This is a genomic window from Pirellulales bacterium, assembly GCA_033762255.1.
Classification (GTDB): Bacteria; Planctomycetota; Planctomycetia; order Pirellulales; family JALHPA01; genus JANRLT01.
The window spans coordinates 33,619-54,541 of the sequence record JANRLT010000007.1 but is presented as its reverse complement, the minus strand read 5'-3'; the positions used below and the strand labels follow the sequence as shown (position 1 = coordinate 54,541).

Genomic DNA, 20,923 nt, shown 5'->3' with positions numbered 1-20,923 from the left:
TGGGTTGGTTCTTGACTGCTTCCGTTATTGCGGCACAGTCGTGGTAGTTTCTCCCCTTATGCCTTAGGGGCCCCAGCCTCATGACGCTTATTCCCGCCGAACAACGCCAATTCGCGCTTCACGTTGTCAGCCAATTGCGGGCGAGCGGTTTTCAGGCTCTTTTTGCCGGCGGCTGCGTCCGCGATATGCTGCTGGGCCTGACACCCACGGATTATGACGTGGCGACCAACGCGCAACCGCCGCAAATCCGGCAAGTCTTTGGCAAAAAGCGGACGCTCGAGATTGGCGCCGAGTTTGGCGTGATTGCCGTTGTCGGTCCTCCCTCGGTGGGCATCGTGGAGGTGGTCACCTTTCGCCAGGACCTGGGTTACAGTGATGGCCGGCGGCCGGACGCGGTTGCGTTTTGCACGGCGGAGGAAGACGCCCTGCGCCGGGACTTTACAATCAACGGCATGTTTTATGATCCCGTGGCCGAGACGGTGATTGACTACGTCGGCGGACAGGAGGACCTGCATGGGAAAGTCGTGCGCGCGATTGGCGATCCCTTGGCCCGCTTTACCGAGGACAAGCTGCGCATGCTGCGGGCGGTCCGGTTTACCGCGCGCTTTGGCTTTCGCCTGGAAGATGCCACCGGGGCGGCCATCCGCCAAATGGCCCCCGCGCTGGCCAGTGTCAGCGCGGAGCGGATCGCCGCGGAACTGCGCAAGCTGTTTGTCCTTCCCCGCCGCGCGCAGGGTTTAGAACTGTTACGCTCCACAAAATTGCTAGGGACAATCCTGCCGGAATGGAATCTCGCCCCCAGCGCGACTCCCGCGGAATTATCCGTCTGGGAACAAACATTGGGGGATATTGGCGGACTGTCGCGGCCCAGCTTTCCCCTGGTGCTGGCCATGCTGGTTGTGGGCATGGCGGAAAGCGCGGCATTATCACACAGCGAAACTTTGGGGGGGGTGAGTGGTTCTCCCGGCGCGCGACAAATCGGGGAAACGGTCCTACGGGTGGGCCGACGCTGGAAATTATCCAACGCGGAAATCAGCCAGACCATCTGGCTGGCGGAGCAGTATGTGACGCAAAGCTTAGCACAAGCCAGCAGCCGCCCTTGGTCGCGGGTGCAGCCGGTGTTAATTCAGCCGCATATCGTCGAATTGTTGGATTGGACGCAAACGCGGCCGCGGGGAGTGAGCGAAGCGGACCTGGACTATTGCCGCCAAAAGCTGAACCTGACCGAGGGAGAGCTTAACCCCCCGCCGTTGATCACGGGGCAGGATTTGATCAAACAAGGATTGCGTCCCGGGCCAACATTTGCCAACCTGTTGCAAACATTGCGAAACGCGCAGCTCGATGGCCAGATAGTGACTCAAGCCGAGGCGATCAAATTCGCGTTACAGCTAATGGCACGGGAATGAGGTACCGCGGATAAAGTGAGATGGGAAAAGCCCAATGGATGGCCGCGGAATATTCCCTGGAAAAACGCGGCGGGCTGAAATACGCTGGTCCCTTGCTCACGCGGCGGGCTGAAATATGGGATCCCTGGCTGACGCTGCGGGCTGAAATGCTACGCTATTTGCCGAAAGGATCATCGGGCATGGGGGGCTTAGGATCCTTGGGGGCCTCTCCAAACGGATCCGTATCGGGCTTGGCCGGCATATTCTCCGGGGGGGTGGCCGGATCGCCAAATGGGTCTTCCGCCGGTTTGGCCGGATCGGCGGCGGGTGGCGCATCTGCCTTGCCCACATTCGCATCCGCAAAGGGATCCGCGGCGGGATCGGCCTGGGGCATCGGCATCGGCGCGCCCGGTTCGGCAAAGGGGTCCAAATTGGCGGGATCCTCTTCACTGGGCGTTCCCGGCGTTGCCGGTTTGACCAGCTTGGGTTTGGCGTTTTCCTTTTGTTCCTTATCCGTGAGACGACGTGGTTCAAAGTAATTTTGCCGCTCGGCGCTGGCGGTTTCATGAAACTCTTGAATGACGCCATTGGCACTGACCAAAAAAATCTGATCGGAATGGGGATTCAGCACCGGAAAGGCGAATACCGGTATGGGCAGCTTGCCCAGCACCGCGCCGCTGCTGGCTTGCAGGACGCATAATTCGCGGGTCTCATTGATGACATAGAGCTTGGTTGGCGATACGGACAACACATTGCGATAGCCGTTGATCTGCCACAATTCGCGTCCATCTTGCGCTGATAGCTTAAATAATCGACCATCGACGCTGATGATGTAGATGGCATCCTTGACCACCAGCGGGGTGCTGCGCGGTTTGGCTCCGATGCTATTCATCCATAATGGCTCTCCCGATAAATCGGGGAAAAAAGCCAGTGTGCCATAATCAGAAATGGCATAAACCCCGGCGCCGGTCAATACGGGCGATTGCGAACCCATCCCTTGCATGCGATAGGTAAAAAATACATCCTCTCCCGTGGCATCACACAGGCCGACGGTCCCTTTATCCGTCATCCAGGCCATATTCGTGGCATTGGCGGCCGGCGGACAATTTACCACGCCGTCGGCTTGAATTCCCGTGAGTAGCCTTGTGCTGGCATCGGCCTGGCTGTCAAACCGGTCAATCGTGCCAATAGAAGTCGGCACAAAGACCCCCGCGCTGGTCGCGGCGGGACCGGTTGTGGGCACATGGGGCAACGGGGCTGAAAACACCAACAGGCCAGTCTGCGGCACGGTGCGATAGCGCAAACTTTCGGCCGCGGTGCGGCGTGTGGTGGACTTTTCGGCGAGGGGATCCACGCTATTGTCGATAACCTTGGCGTCCTTACGTCCGACAAAATACAGCCAGGTCGTGTTGCTGACGGCGACGCCTTCTTCGCCCACGCCTAAAGACTGATATTGACGGTTAGGTTCGCCAAGGCGCAGATTCCAATTTACGGCGCCATTGACGCCGTTATAACTGACCAGGTTACCGGTCTCGGTCAAGACAAACAATTCGCCCGAATGAAATTGCGCATCCACAACCTGTTGCCGCCCCACGGATAATGGAGCCTGCGCAAACCATCCCCGGGTCAAACCCAGACGATTGGCCGCGAGTTGGGAAATCAACTCTTGGGCGGTTAGCGGGGCTTGGCCCGCCACCCCTGCCACAAAGCAGATCATTCCCGCGCATAACCGCAATAGTTGCAGTCGTAACATGGAGGTATGTTCCAGAAAAAAATCAATCTCGAAAAATTTGGAGGAGCGCCGCCCGGGTGAAACCAATAGTGCCTCGGAAATTTCCTTGCCACCCTGTTCCACCCAATTCTTTAGGATAATTCAGCCATCCCCGTGGCGAAACAGCTTGAGGCTGGTTTTTAAGAATTCGGGCGGAGGAATTTTATTTTCGCCCCGGGGGGAGCAAGTGGAGTGTTGCGGCCAAATGTATGCACTTTATCAAAACCTGTCAAAATGGCATCCAGACGCCGAAATTGGCACGAAGCAGAGGTGGCGCGAATGGAAAATCCTTGTGGAATTCGCGAGGTTCATATTTCTATAACACTATACTGTGAAGAGACTTACATTTTGTAAAATGAATTTGGCGCACGACTTGCAATAACAGTAACGGTGCCTATGGTCCAACTGCAGAACTGGCAGGAGAACACGCCCCCTAAGGGGTTGATGTATCAGATGAGAAGTAGGCTGTTTTTTAGTAGATTGTTTCGGCTCAACCTTTTACATAGTCGCATTTTTAGGAGGATTGATCGTTCATGTCCACGGCCACCAAAGCACCCAAGAAAAAACCCGCCTCCAGCAATTTCAAGCTTCAACCGCTGGGGGATCGCGTGGTGATTGAACGCGAAGAATCCGAATCCAAAACCGCCGGCGGGATTCTCTTGCCCGAATCGGCCAAAAATAAGCCCGCCCGCGGCATTGTCATTAGCGTGGGGGAAGGGCGTCTGACCAAGGACGGCAAGCGGCACCCCCTGCAGATCAAGCCGGGTGACCGTGTGATCTTTACCAGTTATGCGGGAGAGAATTTTAAGGTTGGCGATGACGAACTGATTTTGATGCGCGAGGACGAAATCCTGGCCGTCATCGAGTAAGCGTTCCACGTAATAACATTCTCCGGGAAGGCGCGCGAGTGTCACGGGCTTGGCAATTTCCCCTGGGATGCCTTAGCCCCATTAACAAAATTCAATTCAATTCGATCCGATTCAAGTTCATATTTTTGGGAGTTGTCTGACATGGCAAAGATGATTGCGTTTGATCAAGAAGCCCGCGAAGCGATTCGCCGTGGCGTGTCCAAACTAGCCAAAGCGGTCAAGGTGACACTCGGCCCCAAGGGGCGGAATGTGATTCTCCAAAAGTCGTTCGGCTCGCCCACGGTGACCAAGGACGGCGTGACCGTGGCGAAGGAAATCGACCTGGAGGACGTCTATGAGAACATGGGCGCCCGCATGGTTCGCGAGGTCGCCAGCAAGACCAGTGATGTCGCGGGGGACGGCACCACCACGGCGACCGTCCTGGCCGAGGCGATCTTTAACGAAGGGTTAAAGGCTGTCGTGGCGGGGGTCAATCCCATCCAAATGAAAAACGGCATCGAACGGGCTGTGGCCGACATCACCGATAAGCTGAAAAAGATGTCGATCAAGATCAAGGACAAGTCCGAAATGTCCAACGTCGCCACCATCGCCGCCAACAACGACCGCGAAATTGGCGATAAACTGGCCGACGCCATGGAAAAAGTCGGCAAAGACGGCGTCATCACCGTGGACGAGGGCAAATCCCTGCATACCGAAATCGATTGGGTAGAGGGGATGCAGTTTGATCGCGGGTATCTTTCTCCCTACTTTGTGACCAATCCTAACGATATGACCTGCGAACTGCAGGACGCGTACGTCTTGGTCTATGAAAAGAAAATCAACAACGTCAAAGAATTGGTGCCGGTGCTGGAAGCCGTGATCAACGCCAATAAGCCCCTGTTGATCGTCTGTGAAGAGGTCGAAGGGGAAGCCCTAGCCATGCTAGTTATCAACCGTCTGCGGGCCGGACTTCAGGTGTGCGCCGTCAAAGCCCCCGGCTATGGCGACCGCCGCAAGGCTATGCTTGAGGACATCGGCATTTTAACCGGCGCGACCGCCGTCTTTGAAAGCCTGGGCATCAAGCTGGAAAGCCTGACGTTGGCCGACCTGGGCCGGGCCAAGAAGGTCGTCATTGATAAGGACAACACCACCATCATCGAAGGGGCCGGCAAGTCCAACGACATCAAGGCCCGTATTGAACAAATCCGCCGCGAGATTGCCGCCAGCACTAGCGACTATGACCGCGAAAAGCTGGAGGAACGCCTGGCGAAGCTAGCCGGTGGCGTGGCCAAGGTGAACGTCGGCGGCGCGACGGAAAGCGAAATGAAGGAAAAGAAAGCCCGTGTTGAAGACGCCCTGCACGCCACCCGCGCCGCCGTGGAAGAAGGCATTTTGCCGGGTGGGGGCGTGGCCCTGTTGCGGGCGGCCAGCAAGTGCAAGCCCGAGGGTCTACAAGGGGACGAAGTCGTCGGTTACAACATCGTGTTGCGGGCGTGCCGCGCTCCGCTGACCATGATCGTGACCAACGCCGGCCAAGATGGTAGCGTCATTTGCGAAAAGGTCCTGGAGGGGAAAGAAAACTTTGGCTATAACGCCGCCACCAGCGAATTTGAAGACCTGGTCAAAGCGGGTGTGATCGATCCGACCAAGGTGACCCGCTCCGCCCTGCAAAACGCCGCCAGCGTTAGCACGTTGCTGTTAACCAGCGACGCGCTCATTGCCGACAAGCCCAAGAAAGACGACAAGAAAAAGGGCCACGGTGGCGACCACGACATGTACTAAGAGCCGGTCGCGGTAAAGTCGATTGATTGGCAATATTTATTTGCAAAAACGCCCGGGAACTTCCCCCGGGCGTTTTTTTGTTATACTGGCGGGACAGCGGATTTTTCCCCCATTACCCTTATAACTTCGCTTATGTCCCTGGCTCAATCCATCGAACAGCGCGCCGCCCAGTTTGTCCAACGTTACCGAGACGTCCGCGCGCAGATCGGCCGCGTGATTGTCGGCCATGAAGAGATCGTGGAAGGCGTCCTGACCTGTCTGTTTGTCGGGGGGCATTGCCTGCTCGAGGGGGTGCCCGGTCTGGGCAAAACCCTCTTGGTACGCACGCTGGCCAAAGCGCTCGACTTGCAGTTTAACCGCATCCAGTTCACGCCCGATCTGATGCCCGCCGACATCCTGGGAACCAACTTGGTGCTAGAGGGGCCCGACGGCAAGCGGTATTTTGAATTTCAAAAGGGACCGATCTTTACCCAAATTTGTCTGGCGGACGAAATCAACCGCGCCACGCCCAAGACGCAGTCCGCCATGCTGGAAACGATGCAAGAGGGGACGATTACTTCCGGAGGTAAACAATACATCCTGCAAAAGCCGTTTTTCGTGCTGGCCACGCAAAACCCCATCGAACAGGAGGGGACGTATCCCCTCCCCGAGGCCCAGCTTGACCGCTTTTTGTACAAGTTGGTCGTGGGCTACAGTTCGCGGGCGGATCTGGCGACCATTGTGGAACGGACCACCAAGAATGAAAAAGTCGAGCCGGACAAAGTCATGACCGGCGCGGAAATCCTGGAATGGCAGCAATTGGTGCGCGAGGTAATCCTAGCCAAGCACTTGCAGGATTATATTGTGCGATTGATTCTGGCGACGCATCCGGGGGGAGCGTTGGCGGCCGCGCCCACGAACCAATATCTGCGCTGGGGGGCCAGCCCCCGCGGAGCCCAAACGCTTGCCCTCACCGCCAAGGTCCGGGCATTGCTAGAGGGACGCTATAACGTGGGCTATGATGATATTCGCCGGGTGTTTCTCCCCTCGCTGCGGCACCGGGTCGTGCTCAACTTTGAAGCCCAGGCCGAGGGGATCGAGGTGGACCAGGTGTTATTGGATATTTTAAAGTCAGTTCCGGAAAAAGCCCCCGACGAGGCCAAAGCCGTTCCTGTGGCACAATTAGCGCGGTAGGGATTCATGTTTAACGATTAAGTAGCGACAATCGACGATTTGTGGTTGGTTTATTACCCCTTCTTCCGCGATCCGCGTCTCCAATTCAATCAGGGGCAAAAGCCAGTGTTGCCCCCGCCACCCCAGATGTCATTCAAAATCAGTTACGTCGCCGAACTAAAAAACGTGGCCGAAGTCACGCTCATCGGCACCGCCGACTTGGACTATTGGCAAACGATCCTGGCGAGGGCAAATTTGCAACCCCGCGCGGTCAATGGCCAGGCGGAAATGTTTATCTCTTGCGCGCGCGGCAAATTTTGGGGGTGTGAATTCACCGAGTGGAGCTGCAGCGTGGCGGTGGAATTTACCACCGGCGCCGAGCGCAAAGAAGGTTACTATCTGGTGGCGGCGTACAATTCTTCCGCTTGGTTTGCCTGGTGCGAAAGGACCTTCTTTGGCACGCCTTATCAATCGGCCACCTGCGTTTTGCAACAGGACGCTTCCCACGGCCAGAATGTTGGCACGCCCGCGGGACAACTGTGGCACGCGCGTTGGGTCCCCGATCATGGCATCCTGCCAATCGCCCGGCAACCCGCCAACTCCGGCGAGGATGGTTGGGCGGGGCCGATCTTTTTACCCGCGTCAAAGGCGGGGGAACAACCTGGCCAAACGGTATTCTTTGCCCGCTTGTGGGGGCAAACAGAGACCTATCCATTTTTATCCGAACAAGACGAGCTGGTTTACACGCCCCAGCCCGGAACGGTTTTTGAACAACTGCGATTGAGCAATTTTCTCGCGCGGGAATGGCATCTTCGCCGCGCGGCGGAACATAGCCGTTCCGCCACTTGGCGGCGGGATCGAGCCTTTCCCCCGCCCGCCAAATAAAATCAGGCGCGGGCCGCAAAGCCCCGCCTGATATGCTATTCGTTCATCCGCTGATCTAACCAACCACGGCAATTAACCGCCCCAGCCATCGTTTTGCAGTTGGGTAAAACGGGGGGCAGCCACAGCGCTAGACCCTTGAGGCTGCGTCGTGGTTCCCGCTCCAGTCACCGGTTTATTGTATTGAGCCGGTGTGATCATATTGGCCGCCGGAGACTGAACCGTCGGACGCTGAGCAACCGTGGCTAACGGCGAATAAGGCACGGTGCTATTTGACCCACTACTATTAGGCACGGTCCACAGGGCGGTTGGATTTTCGGGATTGAGCACGCGCGAGGGACTGGTGGGCGAAGTGGTCGAGCTTTTATCAGCGGGGACCTTATCGGGATCTGGGATCGGCTTGAGGGCTTCCTGGGCGGGCGTGGCGGGAGTAAGTTTTGAACTATTCTCCTGGGTGCCATTGCTAATGACCGACTGCGTTCCCGCGTTGGAGCCGCTAAACGTGCTGGTGGAGCCACCACTCGAGAACGCGCTGGTTGTGGGAACCGCGGTGGAGGAAGTCGCTTCGCAGTTGGAGCAGTTGCTTCCCGTGGTCGAGCCACCGCTGGAAAAACTGCTATTGCTAAAGGTACTGCCCAAAAATGTCACGGTCTCAGTCGGTGTGGCGGTGGGAGTACTACAGGTATTGCAGTTGCTGCTGGACCCCAAAAAAGTCGTAGTCGGTTGCGTGGGCATAAAGCTGGTCACCGGTGTGGCAAACGTGGCGGGCACGACCGGCCGGAACGATGTGTAGGTCGGCATGAACGCCGTTTGTTGCGCTGGTTGCACGGGAGCAAAGGTCGTGGCCGCGATATTGGCCGTGGGGACCGGCACAAAACTGGTCGTGGCCCGCTGGCGAAAGCCAAACAAGGTGGGCCGAAGCGTGGTCACGGGGACCACCGCGGTGGTCGGCATCACCGTGGTAGTCGGCATAAAAGCCGTCTGCTGTACCGCCGTCGTCGGCATGAAACTGGTCGTCGGCATGAAGGTGGTAGTGGGCGTCGCGCAGGTGTTGCAGGGATTGCATGCCGACACCGGCGCGGCAACCACCGGTTGCGGGGCAAAAAACGTCGTTTGCTGCGAGCCGCCACAGCAACCGGTTAACCAGCAAGCGGTGGCCACGCTCGGAGCGGCAACCGCCACGCCCAAACCGGCCAGAGTCAGTGTCATTGCGGAATACTTGCGGGCCATGGGTCTGCCTCTTCTCCAAAAAAATTCAAAAGTTAGGTCTCTATTTCCAGTGAACTCTTCAAGTTTGCTAGCGTCAAGGACCGATAGGGTTAAGTTGGCAATTTGCTAAAAAATGACGCGCGGGCAAAGTGTACGGGGGTCAAATCAATAACGCGTATTAGCGCGCTCGGCGGGAAAATGTGCATATCGCGTGCCGCCAACTGGCTAGCGACCCATGTCGCGGTTACCTGACGCGGGTGATGGTTAACCCACGGGGGAGATAAGGTTATGCAAATCTACGTGCGCAATTAGCTTTTGTGGGCTTTCAACCGCAATAAATTCGGGTTTTTGGCGTAGCGCGCCGTCACAATCGCTACAATCCCATTATTCGCGCCGGGTACCTGAACGGCTTTTTCCGCAACGCTCTTTTGATCCCGACCGCAAAGGCCCTGGCTGTAATTGTAAGACTTACCAAATTCGCTGGAATCAGCTGGGAAAAATGACAATAAAATGTGCTACCTTAGGCCGGGGGACGGGCTGGCCAGACGGACCTGGTCTTCCCACCAATCATACAACCAGAACAGGGCTTCCCGCGGATTTTGGTTTCCGGCGGTCCAGGCTGCGTCAATAACCCTATCCGATATTTCCCACCTACCCCCCACCAATCTTTGTACAACAAGCCCAAAAGTCCGGCGGGAGGGCCGTAGTCGGACCAATTCGGGAAAGTCGCACGGGGCATGCGTGCTGACCAAAATTCCGCAACCCCGCCGCGCCAACCCGCTTAACCACCACCGGCCCCACCAGCTTAATTGTTCATAGCCATCCACGCACACCACGTACGAAGCGCTGTTGTTGATTGGCGGCCAGTTTTGCGGCAAACTGCGCATTGTTGAGCTTAGCCCCGCCCAGTGCACGATTTCTCCCGCTTGGGCCAATGCGTCGGCCAAGTGTCGTAGGAGTGTGCTTTTACCCACGCCGTGGGGACCGATCACGGATCCCCGGCGACCCGCAGATTGCCAACGCGACAACAGCTCCGCGCAGGTAAAGCCGGTATCTTCAGCGGGATCAGCCGTCGGTTCTATTGCATGCGGTAGGGGTGGCATCCGTCGAGCGCGGTCATCCTCCGCTATAAAGAGATACGGCAGCGCCCCCGGCCGCACAAAGCGGGTGGAAAAAGGATTGGTCGGCGAAGCAAAGCTGGCAATCTTTGGCATAGTATCAAGCGAACTGTATCTGGCGAAGGGCGAGTGGAACGACCTTTAGGTTGATGCGCTAGGACGGGGTATCATCCTCGGCGTCGGAGCCCCCCTCTAAATCTTCAGGTGACACAGCCGCCATGGCCAATGCCGGGGGTTGCGGCACCATGCCTAATTGAAAACGCAGTTCCTCAAAAAAATCCTTTCCTCCGCGTAGAAAAACCCGCACCCGCACACACCACACAATCTTTACTAGCCAGCCCTGATAGCTCAGCGGCGACCAGGGGAGCACGGTGGAAAAGCGGCGCATCGTCCCCAGGGACTCGCCAAAGGTGGTCTCTTGGTTTTGACGTTCAAAAAAATGCACGCCCAGGTCTTCGTCTCCCTTTCCTTCGGTATACCACAGGACGGAGAGCTCGACGGCGAGCAGGTCTTCGGTGCGGGCGCCGTCGATCTGGTATTCTCCCAACAGGGTTTCGCCCGGAAAGTATGGTTCGCGCTGATCGATGGTAATGCTGATCAAGGGTGTATTCATGATATTCGCCGCGAATAACGCGATTAGGGGCTTGGTGCATTGTCAACGATTCGTTTTCGGACTAGCGCCCCCGTTTGATCGGCCTAACTCAACTCTTTAACCTTGACACAACACTAGGCTGAATCGGCGGGAAAACTAAATCCGCCGTTCCTGCGGGGCCAGTTGCAAACGGGGAGCTGTCAGGGGTGGCGGAATAAACGGCACGGTGCGCGTCCCCGCGGGCAGCACCATCAGCGAAAACGCGCGCGTCAGGGGCGGCCAGCCGGCAATCACTCCATTCATCAGGATTTTCCAGTAAATTTCGTTATGGGCACCCTGAAATGTGTGCATGGCGGCGCGGGGGATCGTCAGGCAAAAATTGATCTCCAGCGGCGCGCCATCCACCACTTGTAAATCGCTCCCCTCCCACAATAACGAACGATGCACCACCCGGGTCTCGGTCCGCGAATCCGTCCCTTGGCGGTAAGTGGCTGATTCCTCGCATACCAATTCCACGGTCATTCGCGACATGGTAAATCGCCCCCCCTGTGATATCCACACTTCCAGGTCTTCTCCCGGCGATAAGGGATGGCGCGATATCTCGAGTTGGGTCGGTCCGATCCCAAAGCTGATCGACAACTCTTGGACCAGCCGGGTGATCAAAACTCCTCCCGCGAACACAAAGGGCAATAAAAACAGCGTCATGGCCCAACTGCCGGTCCCCACGGTCCAATCCCACAACATCCGCGCGACAAAAAACAGCACGATGCCGTTCCACAAGAACGTGACAATCCCCAGGCCCAACAATTTCCACCAAGAAGAGATTTCAATAGGCAGGCGGTAGGGCAACCGCGTGCCGGGGCTGTTGGTGATATTGTCATCGCGGGGGATCGCGGGAAAAGCCTGGTTTCCCACGCGCAGTTGCTGGCCGACCAAGAGTCGCGCCTGCTGCCAGGTCACAGCCCGCCGCTCGATCGAGTTGCGCCAATGCAATAGCGTCCAGACCAGGCCCACGCCCCCCATGACCAAAAAGGACATTGGTAAAATCAGCATCAGCCAGAGCCACCAGGTATAGCCGCGGACCAGCACCACCTCGGCGGGATCGGCGGGGTTAATCCAGCAGGGGTAGGACTGGCCGATTTCAAAGTGACGCAGGATTGCTTCTTGCGCGACGCGATCCGCATAAGCCCGCCGGGTAATATCGTAGGTAACCGCGGTATAATCACGCTCTTGAAATTGGTAGCGGATATGCAGATCGGCGCGGTACAATTTGCGTTGTTCGTGATCCAGCTCTTCCCACAGACGCTTGTCCACGACGGTGGCCCGCCCTTCCACGAATTCCTGGTTGGCGCGCCATTCCGGACCGACAAACCGCCCCAGGATCAGCACCATTCCCAAGACACCCGCCAATAAAAACACGCCATAGGCAAACGCCTCTCCCGCGCTGGCCCAGCGCTGCGAGCCGGTACGGCGATCTCCTCGTTTTTTGCCTAAAAAGCGGAGCGGACGCATAACACCTACGGCAATTTTTGATGAACCCACCCGCGGCCGCGGATGATCCCTGGCCGACCACATCACTATCCTGTTCCCTGTATCCTGGCAAAAACCCCGTGATTCAACAAGTGTCCGCCCGGCGGGGATCCGCCGTGGCATTGACCGGTTTTCGCTAGCAACACCCCCTCGGTAATTTTTTTCCTTCAATCCATGCCAATTTTATTCTCAACTTCTTTAAGACTTGCTCTGTGTTTCCGAAAAAATAGCGGGCAAATCGTCCGTCGGGAACGGTTTGTCTTTTTCCCCGGCCTTCTCCTGCGCGGGCTAAAGTTGCTTTGCCTCACCCTCTTGATGACCGGCCTGACGGAATGCAAATTCTCGGCCGCCGGCGATTGGCCCCAGATTCTTGGGCCTGCGCGTAATGGCATTTCCACGGGGGAGTCCGTGGCAAAGGACTGGCCCGGCAAACTGACCGAACGCTGGTCAATCGCGGTGGGACAGGGCTATGCCGGCGTGGCGGTGGCGCAAAACGTGGTTTATTTATATGAAAGGGTGCAGAACCAGGAAATTTTACGAACATTGGATACCGCCACCGCCCGCGAAATCTGGCGCGCGGAGTATGCCACCCGCTATCAAAGCACCATTGCTCCCGATAACGGTCCCCGCTGCGTACCCGTGGTGACGGACGACAAGGTAATCATTTTGGGCGCGGGGGGCTATTTGCGCTGCCTGATGCGAAAAAGTGGCGAACTGATGTGGGAAAAATCACTCGCGACCGAATTTAAAGCGCCGGAAGGATATTTTGGATTTGGTTCCACTCCGCTGGTTTGGCGGGACCGGGTCATTGTGAATGTGGGAGGTGCGGGAAACGCGGGAGTGGTCGCATTTGCCCTGGAAGATGGAAAAGTCTTATGGCAAGCGGGCCCCGAACAAGCCAGCTACTCTTCGCCCATTTTGGTGGACGTCGGCGGCCAGCCCCGTGTGGTGTGCGTGACCCGGTTAAATTGCCTATTGTTGGATCCGACCGAGGGAAAGATTTTGTCAAAAATTCCATTTGGCCAGCGAGGCCCGACGGTCAATGGGGCAAATCCGGTGACGGTGGATGAGCGATTGTTCCTGACCGCCAGTTACGGAATCGGCGCCAAATGGATCACGCTGGCCGGGGATCAATTGACGGAAACTTGGGCGAATGACGACACGCTGTCCAGTCAATACACAACATCCATCGCCCACCGGGGACTGTTGTACGGTATTCATGGACGGCAGGATGTCGGCGTGGCGGAGTTGCGCTGCATCGATCCGGCGCGGCCGGGGGTGGTGTGGGGCGTTTCCAACTTTGGCACGGCAAATTTAATTTTAGCCGGAGACTTGCTCATTGCCGTCACCACCGATGGTCAAGTGGTGCTGTTCGAGCCTGCCGGTGAAAAATCGCGGGAACTAGCCCGGACACGGCCGTTTGGCGACGCGCGGGTGACGGTGCAGGCCCTTCCCGCGCTGGCGGGAGGAGCCTTGTATGTACGGAGCGAGAATGAGCTAAAGTGCCTGGAACTACCCACAGGAAAATAATCCCCGTCAACTCCTTCACACGCGGCTATCTCCACCCCCATAGAAACAAAAAACTCCCCACCCAGCGGGAGGGGAGTTGCGGAAACAAGGCCCAGGCGGATTTGAGTCCCGCCGGGCTGTTAATATACCAACCGCACCTGGGGACTGGTGATGATTTCCCTAAACATATCCACCAATCGCTGCTCGTATTCGGTCGGATTGCCGGAGCCGCGCAGGCTTTGGCCATTCTCGTCGGCGGTACCCCCCAGCCGACTCATCCGATCCATAAAAGTGTAATCCGTCCCCAGCCCAAGCCCAACGGGATACACGGCCCAGTTTTGACCTTCCATGATATCCGCCGACATCAGCGCGGCGTTATGGGCGTAGTTGCTGGATCCATAAAAATCCGAACTGGGATTATTGGAGATGTAGTTGTTGATGGTGGAATTGGAGCTTTGGTACAGGTTAGGCATGCCGTCGGTCAACAACACCACGACGCGGTTGGGGCCCGAGCGGCCAGCACCGCCGGAGGTGGTGGGCTTTAGATGGGTGTTTGCCAGGTTCAAACCATATTCTGTGGCGGTGCTGGACGCATTGTCCGCCACTTCCTGCATGGTGGTGCAGCTTTGTTGGACGGAGGCATAATCCCCGGTCAAGGGACACCGCAAATTCGTATTGGAACCTTTGTCAAAAGTGATTAACGACACCCAATCCTTGTTATTGTTCGCAACACCGGCGTTTCGTTCGGCAATCAGCTCGATCGCGGCGATGATCGCCCGGCGGGCCGCGTGGGTCGGCTGGGCGCTCGGGGGAAAACTGTAAGAGCGACCGCTGACGGTTTCATTGTGCATCGGGCAATCAGGGGAGCTGCGCGATAATGGCACAAATATGTTGCCATCCGGCTTGGAATCCCGCCCGTGATCCATCATGAACTGCACATAGGTCAAATAGCCAATCCTGTTTTGATAGGTTTGCGTGATGCTGGAGGATGCGCTGGGCCAACTGGTGCCATTGGGATTGTTGGCCCCGCTATTCAAACGGTAGCTGTTTTGGCTGGGAGGCAAGGCCCCGCGGCTGTTCGGCGGTTTCCCCTTGGGCGAACTGCTGCTAATCGTTTGCGACCGCATGATAAAGTCCAAGTAACGCGACCAATAGTTAAAGTTGGTCGTAATGTTGGGGGTTGGTTTGACGCCTGGCATGACGGTGGCGATCTGGTTCATGATGATCCAGCGGTAGGCCTTGGTTTTGCGGGTGGATTCGCTATCGGTGCTGAGAATTTTGTAGTTGGTATCGGAAAGCGCGGCCAAGGGCCCGTTGTCCTTGGTCATTTCCGCATAGGCGTACTGGTCCGCCGCGACACCCAGCGGCGCGCCGACATACTGCAGCGTGCCGGGATACGACCCATAACCAAAATCGCTATAGACCTGCGTCATCAGGTTGGTTCCCGCGTTCGCCGATTCCGAGGCATATTCGGCGTCGATCAATCCCGTGACCCAGGCCGGTTCGGTGTCGTCGTTCATCGAGCCCGATAGATCCACTACAAAGGCGATCTCGCGGGGATTGGCCATGGCAATGGCCTGGGCCTCTAACCCGATGCTATTGCGGCCAAAGATGCGGGCAAAAAACAGGTTTGCCTCTCCGTTGGTCGTGTTATTGCGGCGCGCGGTGACCCGCACGGCATTGCCAATCTGGCCAGACGGGGTGAATACCCGCGTGTCCTTGTCCCAATTGCCAAATTCAACGTCCGAGGAAGCCAGTGTGACGCTTTTGCCGCCAGCCAGATGATATGCCGAAAACTGTTGGGCGGCGGCGATCACCTCGCTCGATGTTCCCCCCATGGCTCCGGCGGCGGCCATCGCCGCGGAATCGGCCGCGGTTTGCAATTGTGTCCGCACCAGCATGATGTAGCCGGTATCAATGCCAAAGGCCACCATGCCCAACAAACCCACCATTAAAAACGCGGCAAGAACTGCCACGGCCGCGCGGCGGCGCAGTGTTTGAACTGGACGAGACATGGTTGAACTCCTGCACGATAAAAAAACGGCTGCCCCAAGCAAGAAAAGTGACAAAGAAAAGCAGTTAGCAAAAAACCGGAGCCGCGCGGCGATAGTGGCAACTCCAGATTTTCAGCTACTGAAACTTGTGTTAAATTGGAGGGCTGGGCAAATATTTTCTGAGATTATTGCGTCATTGTCGCCAGAATTTATCCAACCCCCCCGCACCGATTGCGATAATTGTCAGAATCCCACCTTTGTCTGGCACTGCCGTGGTTGTCCGGCGGCCAGCCGCGCGCTCGTGCGGGTCGATAGAGTGAGAATGGCGGGGTCGGATAAATGGCAAGGGCCTGCGCGCGATTCAGTTTACTCCTGTCCCCCCAGCGTTGTTCCGGATTCCAGATTTTTGGCCGTGGAGCTGACGCGCGCGCCTTCGACCAGGTTGGTTTCCGGGGCCAGGATGACTTCCTCGCCATTGGCCAATCCCGCCAAAACTTCGGCCGCTTCGTCGTTAATGAGGCCAATTTGCACTTTCTTTAATTTGGCCACGCCGTCGGCGATGGCAAATACCTGCCAGTGATTATCCGCGCCGCGAAAGAGAGCCGAGCGGGGAATCGTAAGCGCGGATTCTTTTTCCGCCGTGATAATTCGCCCCCGCACGCGGTAATCCACGCCCAAGGCCCGTTGGGCCAGCAGCCGTGGCAGCTCCCCTTCCGCAAAACCCACGATCACCTTGACCCGTTGCTGTTCCACGCCCAAGGAACTGACTTTGGTAAAACCGGCGGGATAAATGCGGGTGACGACGCCGACGGCGGGGATGGGTCCGATGGCGGGACCAAAAATTTCCACCCGCTGACCGGGCTTGACGCGGACGACATCTTGACTCAGGACGTCCATTTCCAGTTCCAAATCTTCGAGGTTTCCCAACTTTAGTAATAATGTTCCCGCGGGGATGTGCTGTTCATCGACGATGGGCCGTTCCAAGACGACGCCATCGATGGGGCTGGTCATGGTCCCGCGCTGGCGATCGCGTTCGGCTTCGCGCCATTGGACGACGGCTTCGTCCAGTTGTTTGCGCAGAACGTCGCTGGTTTTTTCGGTCTTGCGGGTCATGTAGGCTTGCAGGGCCACGGGCATCAGCTTTGTCGCGACCAGCATTGCCTCTAGCGAGGCCAGGACCAACTGATCCTGGCGGTAGTCTACGTTGCTTTGGATGGCTTGCAGGCGGGCCTCGTCCAGGTCTTCGTCGGTTTTGGTTTTTTTCTCCCACAGTGACTGCACGCGTTCCAAATTTTTCTTTGCGAATTCGTATTTAGCCTTTCCCGATTCCAGCCGGTTTTTGGCCGCGTCCACGGTCGTCTCCATCGACCGGACCATTTCATACGTTTGCTGCAAGGAGACATTTTCCACGGTGAGGTCGTCGTTTTCCTGGATGGAGGCGTCCATGCGTTCCTTGGCGGCGGTCATGGCGGCCAGTTTTAGTTCTAAATCGCGCGGCACCACGCGGGCGACGATTTGCTCTTTTTTTACCGCGGTCCCTTCCGCCAATTGCTCCAGGGACTCGATCCGTCCGGCAAAAGGCATGGTGATGCTGTAGGTGCGGGGCAGGCGGGTCTTGCCCCGTTCCTCGACAAATTCCCGGATGGGGGTCGCGCGCACCGCCGCGGATTCGACCGGCTGGCCGCCGGATTGCGTGAACAGGTACCCACCGGCGAGCACCACCGCGGCAATCGCCAAAAGACCGATCCAGGTTTTGCCATTCATGGTTCACTATCCTTTACGATGACGGTTATTCCTTGACGTTGAGCGCGTCGCGCCAATCCAGGACAAAAATTTCCCGCAAGACCAAGAGCTGCGCGCTCGAGCCAAACAGGAGCGCGGCCAGAAACGTTTTGATCCAGACGCTGGGGGGCATGACCAGGGGAAAGCGGAACATTTCGGTGTTGTAAACCACGGTCATATACCACACCAGCAAAAAACCAACCGGAAAACCCAACAGGGTTCCCAGGATATTCAGCGTCAGGCTTTCCCGCCAAAAAAAGCCCCCGATTTGCCAGGGCGTATATCCCAACACCCGCAGCGTGGCGATTTCGCGGCGGCGTTCCGCCAGATTAATCAGCGACGTGTTGAGCAAACTGGCAAAGAAAATAATTCCCGCGAAAATGATAATCAAAGAGATCACCACGTCCTGCATTTTAACAAAAGTGTCAAACAGGTTGCGCACATTGGCCGAGCGGGAATTGAACGCCTGCAGCGCGGGGAGCTGCTTTACCTCGCGGCAAAATTCGGCGTAGGAACCGGGATGGCGGTCCATGACCAACTGCACGCCGGTAATGGCGTCCTCTTCGTCGATAAGCCGGTTAAGATACCCCAGGTCGGCGTAGACATTGAGGCCCAGATAGCTGTCGGTGATTTGACTAATGGGGACGCTTTTGGGCGCGCGCAGTCCTTTGTTGGGTATGATGGTGATCCGGTCCCCCGCGCTTACATGCAGGATATCGGCCAATTTACGGGTCATGGTCAGGCCATCCGGGCGGATGGGGCAGGGATTTCCCACCAAATCACGGGGAATGGTCAACCGTCCCCCGGGCCACAGGCCCGAGATCGCCCCCTTGCGGCGGTAGGGGCCATTCACAAAATCGCAGGCGACCGTCAACAGCGGCTCCGCGTCATGGACCCCCGGCAGTTGCCGCGCCTCGTCCAGCGCGCTCCCGTCCCGCTCTTCCTTAAAGCTTAGATCGATGTCGCTGCGCATGATTTTTTCAAATTGAAAATCAATCAAATAGCGCAAGCAATACTGCAGGGTAAATCCCGTAAAGGTCAGCGCGGCCCCCATCATCGCGGCAAAGATCGTTACGCCAGAGCGGGTCTTTTGGCGAAATATATTACGCAGGGACATTCGCCAGCCAAAGCTTAGCCGCGACCACAACCAGGTCCACCGCTCCAACAGGATTTTGCCCCCTTGTTTGGGGGGACGGGCGCGCATCGCCTCGGCGGGGCGCAGGCGAATCGCCGCCCAGGCACCTTGCCCCGCGCCAAACAGCGCGCACCCCAGGCTGATCGCGCCCCCCGTGGCATATAACTGCCAATCCAGCCGATTCGTCAAATTGGGAAACTCAAACAGTGTTTTGTACATTTCGGTCACCAAGACCGACAACAAATACCCGGCCAACCCCCCCACCACTCCCCCCGCCACCCCGATCACCGCCCCAAAGAGCGAATAATGGACAAACAATTGCCCATCGCTGTAGCCCACCGCCTTGAGCGTGCCAATGATAATCCGCTGCTGGTCGATCAGCCGCGTCATCAGCACATACAGCACCAGCGCCCCCACGACCAAAAACATGCTGGGCATGATCGTGGAAAAGACCCCGATGCCGCGTATTTCATCGCTGAGAAAGCGGTTCGAGGGTTGGTCCGCCAGCGGTGTTTTTTGCAGCACTCCGTAACTTTCCAGCCGCCGCTCTAGCTGCGCCAACACATTTTCCGGTCGCGCGCGGTTGGCGGGGGTCAACCGGCCAAGAAGCTGATTGGCGGCCCCCTCCATGCCAAAGACCTCTTCGGCGTAACTGTGCTTGACATAAAACACGCCAAACCGCTGGGGGTCGGGGATGATCGAGCCGGGACTGACGAGATAGACAAATTCACTGGAAATCGCCGTCCCCACGATAAATAATTCCTCGCGGCGATTATTCAGGATTAAACTGAGCCACATGCCGGGGTACAGCTTGTGCTTTTTGGCAAAGGATTCAGTGACCAGGACTTCATTGCGGCGCTCGTCGGTAAAATAGCTGCCGCGTTTGAGCACCACATCGTTAATGACGGGTTGCCGCTGGTCGGGCAACGACACCACATAGGCATTTACCGGTTCGAGCGAGGTGGCGATGTCCACCGTGGCAAAATTGGCAATCCGGGGACGCAGCTCGCTCACACCGGCAATCTGGCCCAGCGGCTCGATCTCGGCCACGGGAGCTTTTTTTAGATCGATCCAAAAATCCGCCATCCGGCACAGCGCGTAATATTCCCGCTGGGCATACAGCAAATTCTGGTACGCCGACTTCATATAAATATAACCCATGACCCCCACCGCAATCAGCGCGGTAATGGCCAAGAGCATCCCTTTGCTCTGCCAAAATTCCCGCAACAGTTTGCGATTTAAAACACTCATGGGCGTCAAACAATCTTAATAGTATGGCCTTGGAATCATTGTTAATTCGATTTGTAATTGAATCGTCACCACTCCACCTCTTCGGGGGGCTTGGGCCGGGTGTTGGCGTGCTGTTCCACGATTTCGCCGCTGCGCAGTTTGACGACGCTATCGGCGATGTCGGCGATCGGCGCATTGTGGGTGATGATGATGATGGTCTTTTGCAGTTGTTGCTTGAGGTCCACCAACAACCGCAAGACTTTTTTGCCGGTTTCAAAGTCGAGCGCCCCGGTCGGTTCGTCGCACAGGACCAATTCGGGATTTTTGGCCAAGGCCCGCGCGATGGCCACGCGTTGTTGCTCTCCGCCGGAAAGCTGGGAAGGAAAATGATGCTTGCGGTCTGCCAAACCGACCAACTCCAGCACTTGATCGACGTCCAGCGGATTGGAGCTAATCTCGGTCGAGACCAGCACATTTTCCCGCGCGGTCAGGTTGGGAATAAGATTATAAAACTGAAACACAAAGCCCACGGTCTGGCGGCGGTAACGCGTCAGTTCAGCCGCGGTCGCCTGGCTAAGGTCGCGCTCCCGGTACCAAACCCGCCCCGCGGTGGGGCTATCCAATCCGCCAATAATATTCAACATGGTTGTCTTGCCCGACCCGGATGGGCCCACCATGACCATCAGCTCTCCATGATGGATCGCGAGATTAATATTTCGCAGGACATTTACCGCGACTTCCCCCATCTGAAATGTCCGGCCCACATCATCCAAATGGAGCAGCGTTCCGCGTTCGGCAAATTCCGGGGAGGCGGACGGCGCGGGGGGCGTATTCACTAAGGGGGACCAATCGGAAAACATGGTTTTTTGGCTCTCCCAGCCGCTCTCAACGAAACGAAAAAATTAATTTAAGAATGATTCCCCGCAGCAACACATCCAGGTTTCATGTAAATATCTACCCCATTCGTATCACCAAGTTGCAAAATTGTGAAATATTTCACAAAC

16 protein-coding genes are annotated in these 20,923 nt (G+C 57.0%); 7 read left to right on the top strand and 9 right to left on the bottom strand.

Annotated features, from left to right (window positions below; genetic code table 11):
* The first annotated feature begins 80 nt into the window (after positions 1-80).
* Positions 81-1,406 (top strand): CCA tRNA nucleotidyltransferase, encoded by a 1,326-nt coding sequence (locus SFX18_01390; GenBank protein ID MDX1961773.1) that lies wholly within the window; start codon positions 81-83, stop codon positions 1,404-1,406.
* Between the two features lie 154 nt (positions 1,407-1,560).
* On the opposite strand, the gene SFX18_01385 is transcribed toward SFX18_01390, so the two are convergent.
* Entirely contained in the window at positions 1,561-3,138 is a 1,578-nt protein-coding gene (locus SFX18_01385) for a PQQ-binding-like beta-propeller repeat protein (protein MDX1961772.1), read from the bottom strand.
* 551 nt (positions 3,139-3,689) lie between these two features.
* Here SFX18_01385 and SFX18_01380 point away from each other — a divergent pair.
* The 4 genes from SFX18_01380 (at position 3,690) to SFX18_01365 (ending at position 7,823) form a co-directional block, all read left to right on the top strand.
* The gene (locus tag SFX18_01380) at positions 3,690-4,025 is read left to right on the top strand and encodes a co-chaperone GroES (protein MDX1961771.1); all 336 of its coding nucleotides are present in this window, start codon (positions 3,690-3,692) and stop codon (positions 4,023-4,025) included.
* A 141-nt stretch (positions 4,026-4,166) separates the two neighbouring features.
* Entirely contained in the window at positions 4,167-5,786 is a 1,620-nt protein-coding gene (groL, locus tag SFX18_01375; protein MDX1961770.1) for a chaperonin GroEL, read from the top strand.
* A gap of 132 nt (positions 5,787-5,918) precedes the next feature.
* Positions 5,919-6,959: a MoxR family ATPase gene (locus tag SFX18_01370; protein MDX1961769.1), complete on the top strand. Its 1,041-nt coding sequence runs from the start codon at positions 5,919-5,921 to the stop codon at positions 6,957-6,959.
* A 126-nt stretch (positions 6,960-7,085) separates the two neighbouring features.
* Positions 7,086-7,823 (top strand): hypothetical protein, encoded by a 738-nt coding sequence (locus SFX18_01365; GenBank protein ID MDX1961768.1) that lies wholly within the window; start codon positions 7,086-7,088, stop codon positions 7,821-7,823.
* 72 nt (positions 7,824-7,895) lie between these two features.
* On the opposite strand, the gene SFX18_01360 is transcribed toward SFX18_01365, so the two are convergent.
* From SFX18_01360 to SFX18_01345, 4 genes are all read right to left on the bottom strand, one after another.
* The gene (locus SFX18_01360; GenBank protein MDX1961767.1) at positions 7,896-9,050 is read right to left on the bottom strand and encodes a hypothetical protein; all 1,155 of its coding nucleotides are present in this window, start codon (positions 9,048-9,050) and stop codon (positions 7,896-7,898) included.
* Between the two features lie 494 nt (positions 9,051-9,544).
* Positions 9,545-10,243 (bottom strand): hypothetical protein, encoded by a 699-nt coding sequence (locus SFX18_01355; protein MDX1961766.1) that lies wholly within the window; start codon positions 10,241-10,243, stop codon positions 9,545-9,547.
* A 58-nt stretch (positions 10,244-10,301) separates the two neighbouring features.
* On the bottom strand, positions 10,302-10,760 hold the full coding sequence (locus tag SFX18_01350) for a hypothetical protein (GenBank protein MDX1961765.1): 459 nt from the start codon (positions 10,758-10,760) through the stop codon (positions 10,302-10,304).
* Positions 10,761-10,895: 135 nt separating this feature from the next.
* Entirely contained in the window at positions 10,896-12,251 is a 1,356-nt protein-coding gene (locus SFX18_01345; GenBank protein ID MDX1961764.1) for a DUF3592 domain-containing protein, read from the bottom strand.
* A 20-nt stretch (positions 12,252-12,271) separates the two neighbouring features.
* On the opposite strand from SFX18_01345, the gene SFX18_01340 reads away from it, so the two are divergent.
* Together SFX18_01340 and SFX18_01335 are read left to right on the top strand one after the other, a co-directional pair.
* Positions 12,272-12,409, top strand: a complete 138-nt coding sequence (locus tag SFX18_01340) for a hypothetical protein (GenBank protein ID MDX1961763.1) — start codon at positions 12,272-12,274, stop codon at positions 12,407-12,409.
* A 154-nt stretch (positions 12,410-12,563) separates the two neighbouring features.
* Positions 12,564-13,799: a PQQ-binding-like beta-propeller repeat protein gene (locus SFX18_01335; GenBank protein ID MDX1961762.1), complete on the top strand. Its 1,236-nt coding sequence runs from the start codon at positions 12,564-12,566 to the stop codon at positions 13,797-13,799.
* Between the two features lie 119 nt (positions 13,800-13,918).
* Here the strand turns inward: SFX18_01335 and SFX18_01330 are convergent, their stop codons facing one another.
* The 4 genes from SFX18_01330 to SFX18_01315 all read right to left on the bottom strand — a co-directional run bounded on the left by SFX18_01330 (position 13,919) and on the right by SFX18_01315 (position 20,779).
* On the bottom strand, positions 13,919-15,793 hold the full coding sequence (locus SFX18_01330; protein ID MDX1961761.1) for a VWA domain-containing protein: 1,875 nt from the start codon (positions 15,791-15,793) through the stop codon (positions 13,919-13,921).
* A 345-nt stretch (positions 15,794-16,138) separates the two neighbouring features.
* Positions 16,139-17,536: an efflux RND transporter periplasmic adaptor subunit gene (locus SFX18_01325; GenBank protein MDX1961760.1), complete on the bottom strand. Its 1,398-nt coding sequence runs from the start codon at positions 17,534-17,536 to the stop codon at positions 16,139-16,141.
* Between the two features lie 25 nt (positions 17,537-17,561).
* Positions 17,562-19,940 (bottom strand): ABC transporter permease, encoded by a 2,379-nt coding sequence (locus tag SFX18_01320; protein MDX1961759.1) that lies wholly within the window; start codon positions 19,938-19,940, stop codon positions 17,562-17,564.
* A 65-nt stretch (positions 19,941-20,005) separates the two neighbouring features.
* Positions 20,006-20,779, bottom strand: a complete 774-nt coding sequence (locus SFX18_01315) for an ABC transporter ATP-binding protein (GenBank protein ID MDX1961758.1) — start codon at positions 20,777-20,779, stop codon at positions 20,006-20,008.
* Positions 20,780-20,923: the final 144 nt, after the last annotated feature.